We start from the raw sequence: 11,189 nt of genomic DNA on the forward strand, positions 1-11,189 counted from the left end.
TTATGATAATGTATAATCTTATTATACGTGTAATGCTCTATTATCAGTAGCAGCTAAAGCAGCTTCTTTGATAGCTTCTGCAAATGTAGGGTGAGCATGAGACATTCTAGAGATATCCTCGGCAGATGCTCTGTATTCCATAGCTACCACAGCTTCAGCGATTAAGTCAGCAGCACGAGCTCCTACCATGTGCACTCCTAAGATCTCATCTGTATTTTTATCAGCTAAGATTTTAACGAATCCATCAGTTTCAGCACTTGCTCTAGCACGTCCTAATGCTTTGAATGGGAAGCTTCCTGATTTGTACTCTACTCCATCAGCTTTTAATTGCTCTTCTGTTTTACCAACACAAGCAACTTCTGGCCAAGTATAAACTACTCCAGGGATTAAGTTATAATCAATGTGAGGTCTTTGTCCAGCTAAGTACTCAGCTACCATTACACCTTCTTCTTCAGCTTTGTGAGCTAACATTGCTCCACGTACTACGTCTCCAATAGCGTAGATGTTAGAAGCAGAAGTTTGTAAGTGATCATTTACCTCTACTTGTCCTCTATCTGTTAATTTAACTCCAGCTTTATCAGCGTTTAATCCATCAGTATATGGACGACGACCAACAGCTACTAAAGTGTAATCTCCTTCTAAAGTGATGATTTCTCCTTTTTTATCTTCAGCAGAAACTTTAACTACATCTCCTTCACGTACAACACCTTGTACTTTGTGAGAAACATAGAACTTCATTCCTTGTTTTTTAAGAACTTTAGTTAACTCTTTAGATACAGCGCTATCCATAGTAGGTAAAATTCTATCAGCGAATTCTACTACAGATACTTGAGCACCTAATCTCATATAAACTTGACCTAATTCTAATCCGATAACTCCACCACCGATGATGATTAAGTGTTTAGGAACTTCAGGTAATTTTAAAGCTTCAGTTGAAGTAATGATTCTTTCTTTATCTAAAGTAATGAATGGTAAAGTAGATGGTTTAGATCCTGTAGCAATGATTGAATGTTTTGCTTCAAATGACTCTACACTTCCATCAGCTTTAGTTACATTGATAGTAGTTGCGTTTTCAAATGATCCAACTCCTTCGAATACAGTAATTTTGTTTTTGTCCATTAAGTACTTAACTCCTGAACTAGTTTGATCAACTACTGCTTGTTTTCTTGCAATCATTTTTGATAAATCGAACTTCACTTCTCCAGCGATTTCTATTCCGTGATCTGCAAAATGAGCCATCTCTTCTACGTGGTGAGATGATGCTAATAATGCCTTAGAAGGAATACATCCTACATTAAGACAAGTTCCTCCTAAAGTAGAGTATTTCTCTACAATAGCAGTTTTAAATCCTAATTGTGCACAACGAATTGCTGCCACATATCCTCCAGGTCCTGAACCAATTACAACTACATCAAATGAATTCATAATATATTTTACTTATATGTTGTTTTTATACGAGTCACAAAGTTACACTTTTTAAGTAATTTCTCTAAAAGTAAACTTTAAAGTTTCTCTCTTTTTATTAATAAATACAGCTATTTAGTATAAAACTTGCAAGCCGCCTTTAACCATTTTAATTTCAAATTTGTTTGTATCATATTCATAGTACTCTCCATCCATCTGAAAACCATTCTTTTGTTCCCCTACAATCTCTACTGTGATATGATCTGTCTGTACATAGTCTGTCTTTCTAAATTTTTCTGTTTTCTTTAGCAGTACATAAAGACCAAAAGTTAGCTGTTTAAAGATATTAATCTTTGGAACCATTAAATAATCTAATAATCCATCTGTTAGACTAGCCTTTGGTGTTAAAGACATATTATATCCCATCTCATTCGAGTTAGAAATAAATAACAACAAAGGATTGACCTCTTTAGTTTGTCCTTTATATGTTACATACATCTTTTTAGCTGTATAATGCTGAGCAGAGTTCAGTGCTGCTTTAATATATGCTCCTAATTTTCTTTTACCAGATTTCTCATAGTTATCTATAATAGTTGCATCTATACCAAATCCCATATTGCTAAAGAAGTACTCCCCATTCACAACTCCTACATCCATTTTAAGTACTTGACCATCACGTACACGTATTATAGCCTGCTCTATATCTTTAGGTATTGATAGATTAGATGCTAACCCATTACCAGATCCTACAGGAACTATTCCAAATAGAACATTCTTATCTACGACTTGAGTAGCTACTTCATGAATCGTGCCATCTCCTCCACAAGCTACAATGATATCTGCATTAGCATCTAAAGCCTCTTGAGTTAAGGTTATAGCATGTCGTTTATATGTCGAATTTAAAACATGTATATCGTATTTAGATTCGTCAAAGAAACTTTTTATATATTCTAAAGTTATACTGTGTTTTCCCTTTCCTGAAATAGGATTAACAATAAAATAGATTTTTTTCATATTATAAATATCAATAAATCACAGATTTTAAACACCTTAAGTTAATTAGTTTAACTATCGATAAGCCCAACTGTGATTAGGCAAATATACAAAGCTATTTTATATTCATTTCTAAGAATAAAGGGATAAAAACAGAAAAAGAAACAGCTATAGGATACAAAAAAAGCCAACTATTCAGCTGGCTTTAAAATATTCTTATTTAATAGGTCCTTCCCATTCAGTGATACCACCTAATAGGTTATGAGTTTCTTCAAATCCTAAAGACTCCATCACATGACATGCTTGACTACTTCTACCACCTGATTTACAGTAGATATAGTATGCTTTACTTTTATCTAATCCAGCGATTTCGTCTAAGAATCCTTGTCCTTTATAGATATCTATATTAATAGATCCTGGGATCGCTTTTTCTTCTACTTCTTCTTCAGTACGTACATCTAGTATAATAGCATTAGCGTCAGCTTGTGCTTTTTCCCACCATTGCTCTTGTGATAAGTTTGTCATTGTTTGTTTATTTAGTAATTGGGTCAAATATAAAGTTATTCTATTTCATTTGAAATTTTTTTAAAATAAATTGAGTCTATATCCTACATTATACCTTAATTTGCCTATCTAAAACAACGAATATGTCTTCACATCACATCGTCAGAGATGATCAAGAACCTGCTTTAATAATAGCTAATGGGGCTGCTTGTAGCCAAGAATTAATGGGACAACTACTAGAGTGGTCTCCCTTAGTAGTAGTGCTAGATTCTGCCATAGAGCGAGTTATAGAATTAGGAATAAAAGTAGATGTGCTTATCGGAGACTTTGATAAAGACTTCAACGCAGATGTTTATAGAGAGAAACAATATCCTATAGAGATTGTCCATATCGCTGATCAAGACTCTACAGATTTAGAGAAAGCATGTGATTATCTTATAAAAAGAGGTATTCCAGCTGCTAATATTATCTGGGCAACGGGTAAACGTGCTGATCATACAATCACTAATATCACTAATCTGAGCAAATATAAAGATACGCTTAAAATTACCATGTATGATGATTATTCTCGTATCTATCCTTTGCCTAAAAACTTTAAAAAATGGTATGAGAAAGATACTATTATCTCGCTAATACCAATAGGAGAAGTCACCAATATAACTACGACTAATCTAATGTATACTCTGACTAATGAATCCCTGATATTAGGAGAACGCACAGGAAGTAGTAATGCAGTAGCAGAAGATGGACTAGTCACAGTTACTTATGATAAAGGTACATTACTGATGATGGAATGTCATGATTAGAGAAAATATAGAAAAAGCCATTGATTAATAATCAATGGCTTTTTCTATTCACCCAAATTTGTTTCTAAAAAACAGTTTAAAGATATATTTCAATTCTTACCTTTACTTTTCAATCAAAAAGACAAACTATGTACAGCTTTAAAAATGATTATGCAGAAGGTGCTCACCAAAGTATATTAAATAAATTAATACAGACTAATGAGGTTCAACAAGCGGGTTATGGAGAGGACGACTACACTAAACAAGCTAAAGCCTTAATTAAAAACGAAATAGACAATCCTGAAGCAGATATTTTCTTTGTCTCAGGTGGTACACAAGCCAATTTGTTAGTAATCTCGTCTATCTTACGCACACATCAAGCCGTTATCAGCCCACAGACTGGACATATATTTGCTAACGAAACTGGAGCGATAGAAGCAACAGGTCATAAAGTAATCGGAGTACCTACTACCAATGGTAAACTTACAGCTACAGATATAGAAACTACAGTAAGCCAATACGGGCTTAGACCACACGTAGTAGAGCCTAAGATGGTCTACATCTCTAACTCTACCGAATTAGGAACTATCTATACTAAAGTAGAACTAGAGGCTATCTCTTCTATATGTAAACAGTTAGGTCTTTACTTGTTCATCGATGGGGCTCGCTTAGGTCATGCTTTAACAGCATCTGATAATACTCTTACTCTAAAAGATATAGCTAGACTTACAGATGTATTCTACATCGGAGCTACTAAAAATGGAGGGTTATTAGGTGAAGCTATTATATTTAATAATAAAGAATTAGCAACTTACTTTGACTATAATCTAAAACAACGTGGAGCATTATTAGCTAAAGGAAGACTATTAGGTATTCAGTTTCAATGTTTATTTGAGAACAATCTTTACTTCTACCTAGCAAAGCACGCCAATACAATGGCAGCTAAACTAACTAAAGCTTTTAAAGCTAAAGGATATTCATTCTTAGTAGAATCTACTACGAATCAGATCTTCCCTATTCTTCCCTTAACACTGATTAAAGAGTTAAATGAACACTATGATTTCTTTACATGGAAAGCAATAGATGATCAACACGCTGCTATTAGACTAATCACTTCTTGGGCAACAAGAGAGAATATTGTAGATGAGTTTATAGAGAAGATTAAATAGTATTAATCCTTAAAATATTCTTCTAATGCAAATTAAAAATATAGATCACATCGTATTAACAGTAGCAGATATTGCTAAAACAATTGAGTTTTATACTACAGTATTAGGATTAGAGCTAGAGACTTTTAAAGAGAATAGAAAAGCTTTAAAGTTCGGAACTCAGAAGATAAACCTTCACCAAAAAGGAAACGAATTTGAACCTAAAGCTCTACATCCTACAACAGGTTCTGCTGACTTATGCTTTATTACAACTACACCTGTAGAAGAAGTTCTATTAGAACTAAAAGCAAAAGGCGTCCCTATTGTAGAAGGCATTGTAGATAGAACTGGTGCAAATGGTTTAATAAAATCAATATATATAAGAGATCCAGATAACAATCTTATCGAATTAAGTAATTATAAATGAAAACAGCTCCACTAGGGAGCTGTTTTTATTTATAATTAATGATTACTCTCTAACTATTTTATAGTTAAGAGTCGTTTTATCTTGTTCTATACTGTAAGATTCTTTTAATTCTAATGTCCAACCCTTTCCAGATATTTTATTCCCCTCTATTACTATGGGTTCAGATACAGAAACCCTATCCCAATTTGGACTCATAAGGGCACCTTGTTCTACCACTAATACTCCCCATTTATCTGTTATCCTCATAGTAGGATAAACAGTTCCCTTATCTTCTAAAGCTACAATATTAGAAGGATTAAAAGATACACTCATTTTCTCAAATACAATCTCTAAATGAGGTTGTTCTATAAGTAATCGCTTGTAATTAGCTATGACCTCTTTAATTTGAGCTTCTCTTATCTCCTCTTCTGATTCTATTAATTTACTATTATAAGAACTTTTTAAACTAGTAGCAGCTTTCTCTAAATCAGTTGATAATGCAATTGCAAAGGCTTTTATAAAATAATCAGATAATAAAGTTTGATCTGTTATCTCTTTATTCCACTCTTTTCTTCTTTTAGACAATAAGTAGCCATAAACGGGTGTAGTATGATATGCAAATGAACGTATATAGGTAGGATTTTTAAAGAAATCATCTATTCCCTTTAGTATATAATCAATCCCTTCTTTTTCTGAACGATTACTTACCATAAATCCTGTAAACTCAGCTATACCTTCATTTAATTCCAATCCATTTTCTGAATTAGCCGCATTGGGATATAGGCCATATCTGTATGATCTAAAAGTTAATGCTGCTGTAAGATGTTTATTTACATCTTTTATATTCTTAGCTAGTAATGCTTGCTTTAAAGCTTCTAACTCTAATCGTAGAGTAACTCGTCCTTCTTTTAAGTCAAGGTGATTGTTATCAGTGTTATTTAGCTTAAAACCTAAAGTGGGCTGTACGCGATGAAAAGATTCATGTGCTAACAGATTTATTCTATTATTTCTATTTTCAGACAAAGGTAGCATTACCATCGCCCATCTTTTTCCTCCCCAGTCTACTGCAGTATTAGCTATATTAACTGATTTAGATAATACTCCTGTATATATATCCTCCTGTTGAATAAGTGTATGTTCAATATCTCCTTCATTGGCATAGATAGTTCTAGTTTGAGGGTCTATTAATAAGATAGGCCCATATAAATTAGTATTCCATAGATATATATTTTCTTTAGCAGCTAAGTCAAATTCTTTAAAGTAGGTACTCATTGTACTAGGAGAATACTCTAGATTCTGACTAAATACACTTTGAGCCGTCAAGGTAATTAATGGCAATAGAGTTTTTAGTTTCATAGTTTAGGTGTTTAATAACGAATATATTAAATATATTCTGTCGTTTAATAGAGTACTAAAACCATTTATATAAATCACAATAAATAAACTAAAGCTATGGTTGCTCTAATTAGGGGATTTTAGGAAGTAATATTCATAATCCTACTCTAATTTCCACTTCATCATAACTAATTAACCAATCGTCAAATACAATTACTTGGATTAGCATAGCCTTCTATATTTGCGCTTTCAAATAAGATATGTATGCAATTCATTTATAATTCTATAGGTTTTCTCTTAAGTCAGATCTTGCGTTATCGCTTTAGAGTATCTGTTCAGAATATAGCCCGCTCCTTCCCAAGAGCTACTTATCAGGAAGTCTCAGAATATCACAAAAGTTTCTATCAGAACTTAGGTCGTATTCTTATAGAGAGTCTATTCGTTAAGAAGCAGTTATTATACCTAACTAGGGGGACTAAAGAACAGCTAGCTGAGATAGCCAGTGAGAACAAGAATATTATCCTAATACTAGGGCATTATGGCAATTGGGAATTGATTAAACAACTACCTCTCTCTACTAATATTAAAGTACAAGCACTGTATAAACCTTTGCAGAACAAATATTGGAATAGAAAGATGAAATCTATAAGAGAAAAGTATGGAGTACGCCTTATCCCTTCTTCACAAGCCTTGCGTATATTACTCAAAGAGAAAGATAATCCAAGTATTACTGTATTCATAGCAGATCAATTCCCAGGAAAGAATAATGGAGCTAATGTAGATTTTCTCCATCAACAGACTCAAATTTATACTGGAGCTGAGCAAATAGCCTATAAGCTAAATGCGTATGTTTTATATGGAGAAATCTCTTCTTATGGTAAATCAAAGTGGATATTTTCGATTGAGACAATATGCAACCAAGCCCAAAATACACCAAAAGGCTTCATCTCCAATACTTTTGCTAAGAAACTAGAGAACAGCATAAATAAGAATCCCTCACTATGGTTATGGTCTCATAAGCGATGGAAATAGTATAAAAAAACAAACGCCATTTTGATATTGTTCAAAATGGCGTTTTATATTATATAGCTACTGCTATTTATTTTTTAGCATATACCTTTTGAACATACACTGTTCCTTCTGGATATCCTCTTTCTTTAGCAAATTTAACTTTATCTGTATCTATGATAACTAATTTGTTAGAAGTAAGTTCTACAATTTCCCAGTTAAGAATTTCAGACTTCTTCTCTCCTTTTTCAGTTAAAGTTAAAAACTTACTACCCATTGAATAAATATACACATCTGTTTCTACTTCACATTTATTAGTAGAAGAACTCTTGTAGTTAGATGTTTTTATATACTCTTTTCCAGTAAATGTAACATAATCTACACCACATTCAGAAGTAACATCAGAAACTTCTTCAGAGATAAAACCTTTGTCTTTGTTTAAGAACTGGATTTTACTTTCTACCCAAGAAGCTTTAATTGCTTCTTTATAATTTGATGTAGTATCATCACTATTAGAGCAACTAACAGTACTTAATCCCATAACAGCCATAGCTGCAAATAAAAAAATCTTTTTCATAGCATTTATTTTTATTGCTGCAAATGTATACTTAGAAATGGATATACAAAACAAATATTTATAACACATATTAGTTTTAAAAACTTTATTCTTAACATAATTTACAATAAAAACAACAATAAAAATATAATTATAATGTAATAACACTGTTATTTAAAATTATAAAAAGAACTATAAGGAAAGTATTACTTAGTTTTTAAAATAGATATTCTAGTTGTTCACCTACTATTTTATCCAAAAAAGATACTTTTTAAACTATTTTAATATCCCTATAAGACTAGAACTAGATAAAAAAACAGTTATTATTAAATAAAGTAAAATGAAATAGAATAGATTAAGTAGATAAAAGGCTATTAGTAAAGAAATAAGAGTTCTATAATTCTAGATCTAACTCTTAAGTAATACATTTGAAACTGTTTTAAAACAAAAAAGCCAGAGCTTTCGCTCTGGCTTTGATTATCTATTTTAATCATTTAAAATGATTAGTTTTTTCCTAAGAAAATTTGGAATCCTACAGCTAAACCAATACCATTTTGTGATTTCGCATCAGCAACGCTTGATTTACTATAATTATACCCTACAGTAGCTTCTAAAGCAACGTTGCGAGATACGAAGTGAGAGTAACCTCCTTTAATATCAAATGCAAATGATGTTTTACTAGTCGCATTTTCTGTACCAGAAATACCAACAGCTCCTTGCCCAAAGAATCTTCCTGTAGCACTAGCTCCTTCCGGGAAGTAGTAACGAGCGAATGGCATAACTTTATAGTTCCAATCATCTTTAACAGGTTTTTTATGAGTTGTTACACCTGCACCTACTTCTAATCCTACTGCAAATCCATCAGAAATGAAATATCCAGCACTTGGATTAATATTAAGGTTAAAGCTTTTATCTTCAAAGCTGTACCCCATAGATCCAACAGAAGCTCCTACCATCCAGTTTCCTTTTTTAATAGGAGTAGTACCTACTTTTGCAGATAATTTTGGAGTTTCTACATTAACTTGTGCATTAGCAGTTGTAATTCCAGCTACTAATAATGCTGCCAATAAAGTAATCTTTTTCATAATTTTTACTGTTTAATTTGTAATTTTCTTACTAGACTAAATGTTATTTGTTTTAACAAGTACTAAATTAATTAAATAAATTCAAATTATTATCGTTTATTTAATAATTGTTGCTTTAATTTAAGATATTCTAAGTTAGTGTTAACTAAATTCTCTATCAAAAACATTCTAGCTTCCTCAATATCAATAAAATCTAAATATTTATACCATATATCTGTTTCTAATACTTCTTTAATCTTAATTATTCTTTTAGATGTATCAGAAGCATTTCTTAACACGTGGTTTACATCATTAAGACAACCTTTATGTTTAAAAGTCACATATTTTTTTTCAAAATCTATAATAATCGCATATAATGGCTCTTGTTCATTGTTTGGAAAGAAGCTGTCCCAGGTTGCATAAGCTAAGGTAAACACACTGTTTTTATAGCTGTCTGAAGTTATCTTCCATCTACAATTAGCGGCTCTTCCCCAGTGATTTGCATATCTAGCGACTCCTTTCTCATCATAGTAATACATACTCCCTGTCTTGCTTTTATAGTCAGGTTTTCTCCCTTCTATAATACTCATTGGGATTTCTTCCCATTCACAGTAAGTATGCTTAAAAAAATTATATCTACTATATTTCTTCATTATATTCTTAATTTCTAGACTTATTGAAGAACAACTCTTCTTCATTAACCACAATAACTATTCCTAACTCACTCATTTCTAACTTTATTTTATCTAAACCTTCTTTTGTAATTGGTTTAGTTGCAAAATCCAGAAAGAAGGTCTTAATTCCCGCTTCCTGAGAATCCTTTGCGCTAAAGTAAACACAGAACTCTGCTGCTAATCCACATACATATAATTCAGTTACGTTCTTATCTTTAAGGAATCCTAACAATCCAGTACTGTTTTGGTGATCATTATCATAGAAACCACTGTAAGAATCTACTTCTACATTCATTCCTTTTCTAAATATAGCAGCTACATTATTACTCTCCCATTCTTCTGTGAATGCAGCCCCTCTGCTCCCTTGCACACAATGATCTGGCCATAGCACTTGTAGAATACCATTGAGCTCTATTAAATCAAATAAATTCTTGTCACTATGCTGACTAGCAAAACTCTTGTGATTAGCGGGGTGCCAATCTTGTGTTGCTATAACTAGATCAAAGTCTTTTTGTATTCTATTAATTATAGGAATTATTTCATCTCCTTGAGCAACTGCTAGGCTGCCTCCTGGTAAGAAATCATATTGTAAGTCTACTACGAGTAATGCTTTCATTTTATTTAGATATATTTATAAGCCGTGTTCTTTGTCTATAAAACAAAAATACTAAAAATATAAAGGACCACTAAAAGGGGATCAAAATTAGATTAGTGAACATAATTAATTACTCTCACTATTAATGTAGAATTTAGACACGTGGAGACTCTCTTATCAATAGAAGGAGTTTTGTTGGACAAAAGGGAGCTCTCATCAAGCAAACACTGCTTATTGTCCAACAATTGTCAAGCAATTCAAGTTGCACATTAAGATCCAAATAGATTAGAATTAATAAAAGGAAAGACAAGAATATACATACTTTAAAATTGTTACTACTAAAACACAACTTTTGAGACTGATCCAAGAAAAGCTGGATCAATCCTAAAAGTTGTGTGTGAATTAAAAAGAGTAGATCTTTGTTGATAATAAATAATAATGATGGACAACTATATTGAGTTTGTAAAGATGATCTTACCAGAGTTCTTGGTAGAACATTTTAATTTAATCAAAACAGTAAAACAAGGAGAGACTATGCATCTGTATTTTGAGGAACTAAATGTAGTTCCTTCCGAAGCAAAAGACCGTATCCTTATCGCTCATGGCTTCCATAATGAGATAACAATACAAGACTTTCCTTTACGAGGAAATAGTGTTTATTTACACGTAAAACGTCGTCGTTGGTTAGATAAAACAACTCGTGAATTAGTACAACGT

The 11,189-nt window shown here is 32.2% G+C and carries 13 protein-coding genes; 5 read left to right on the forward strand and 8 right to left on the reverse strand.

Features of this window, described 5'->3' with window-relative positions:
• Positions 1-21: 21 nt before the first annotated feature.
• The 3 genes from lpdA to BMX53_RS05865 form a co-directional block, all read right to left on the reverse strand.
• Positions 22-1,425 carry a dihydrolipoyl dehydrogenase gene (gene lpdA / locus BMX53_RS05855; RefSeq protein WP_038986696.1) on the reverse strand — a complete coding sequence of 468 codons (1,404 nt, stop codon included), beginning with the start codon at positions 1,423-1,425 and terminating at the stop codon, positions 22-24.
• Positions 1,426-1,539: 114 nt separating this feature from the next.
• On the reverse strand, positions 1,540-2,418 hold the full coding sequence (locus BMX53_RS05860; protein ID WP_038986695.1) for a diacylglycerol/lipid kinase family protein: 879 nt from the start codon (positions 2,416-2,418) through the stop codon (positions 1,540-1,542).
• A 195-nt stretch (positions 2,419-2,613) separates the two neighbouring features.
• On the reverse strand, positions 2,614-2,922 hold the full coding sequence (locus BMX53_RS05865; RefSeq protein ID WP_063175662.1) for a rhodanese-like domain-containing protein: 309 nt from the start codon (positions 2,920-2,922) through the stop codon (positions 2,614-2,616).
• A gap of 122 nt (positions 2,923-3,044) precedes the next feature.
• Between BMX53_RS05865 and BMX53_RS05870 the strand changes: the two genes are divergently transcribed.
• From BMX53_RS05870 to BMX53_RS05880, 3 genes are all read left to right on the forward strand, one after another.
• Positions 3,045-3,707 carry a thiamine diphosphokinase gene (locus BMX53_RS05870; RefSeq protein WP_063175661.1) on the forward strand — a complete coding sequence of 221 codons (663 nt, stop codon included), beginning with the start codon at positions 3,045-3,047 and terminating at the stop codon, positions 3,705-3,707.
• A 128-nt stretch (positions 3,708-3,835) separates the two neighbouring features.
• Positions 3,836-4,855, forward strand: a complete 1,020-nt coding sequence (locus BMX53_RS05875) for a threonine aldolase family protein (protein WP_063175660.1) — start codon at positions 3,836-3,838, stop codon at positions 4,853-4,855.
• A gap of 25 nt (positions 4,856-4,880) precedes the next feature.
• Positions 4,881-5,261, forward strand: coding sequence for a VOC family protein (locus tag BMX53_RS05880; protein WP_063175659.1), 381 nt, complete (start codon positions 4,881-4,883; stop codon positions 5,259-5,261).
• 42 nt (positions 5,262-5,303) lie between these two features.
• Here the strand turns inward: BMX53_RS05880 and BMX53_RS05885 are convergent, their stop codons facing one another.
• Complete coding sequence (locus BMX53_RS05885; RefSeq protein WP_063175658.1) at positions 5,304-6,596, reverse strand: hypothetical protein; 1,293 nt, start codon at positions 6,594-6,596, stop codon at positions 5,304-5,306.
• Positions 6,597-6,839: 243 nt separating this feature from the next.
• Between BMX53_RS05885 and BMX53_RS05890 the strand changes: the two genes are divergently transcribed.
• A complete protein-coding gene (locus BMX53_RS05890; RefSeq protein ID WP_063176563.1) occupies positions 6,840-7,607 on the forward strand; it encodes a lysophospholipid acyltransferase family protein in 768 nt (255 codons plus the stop codon).
• Between the two features lie 67 nt (positions 7,608-7,674).
• Here the strand turns inward: BMX53_RS05890 and BMX53_RS05895 are convergent, their stop codons facing one another.
• From BMX53_RS05895 to pncA, 4 genes are all read right to left on the reverse strand, one after another.
• Complete coding sequence (locus tag BMX53_RS05895; protein ID WP_063176562.1) at positions 7,675-8,160, reverse strand: hypothetical protein; 486 nt, start codon at positions 8,158-8,160, stop codon at positions 7,675-7,677.
• A gap of 482 nt (positions 8,161-8,642) precedes the next feature.
• Positions 8,643-9,224, reverse strand: a complete 582-nt coding sequence (locus BMX53_RS05900) for an outer membrane beta-barrel protein (protein ID WP_063176561.1) — start codon at positions 9,222-9,224, stop codon at positions 8,643-8,645.
• 89 nt (positions 9,225-9,313) lie between these two features.
• Positions 9,314-9,856, reverse strand: coding sequence for a hypothetical protein (locus BMX53_RS05905; RefSeq protein ID WP_063176564.1), 543 nt, complete (start codon positions 9,854-9,856; stop codon positions 9,314-9,316).
• 7 nt (positions 9,857-9,863) lie between these two features.
• Positions 9,864-10,493: a bifunctional nicotinamidase/pyrazinamidase gene (pncA, locus tag BMX53_RS05910; RefSeq protein ID WP_063176560.1), complete on the reverse strand. Its 630-nt coding sequence runs from the start codon at positions 10,491-10,493 to the stop codon at positions 9,864-9,866.
• A 420-nt stretch (positions 10,494-10,913) separates the two neighbouring features.
• Here pncA and BMX53_RS05915 point away from each other — a divergent pair.
• Positions 10,914-11,189 (forward strand): ISAon1 family transposase N-terminal region protein (locus tag BMX53_RS05915; RefSeq protein WP_449406550.1); only part of this gene is annotated, 276 nt, incomplete at its 3' end.

The sequence above is a fragment of the Myroides marinus genome (assembly GCF_900109075.1).
GTDB lineage: Bacteria > Bacteroidota > Bacteroidia > Flavobacteriales > Flavobacteriaceae > Flavobacterium > Flavobacterium marinum_A.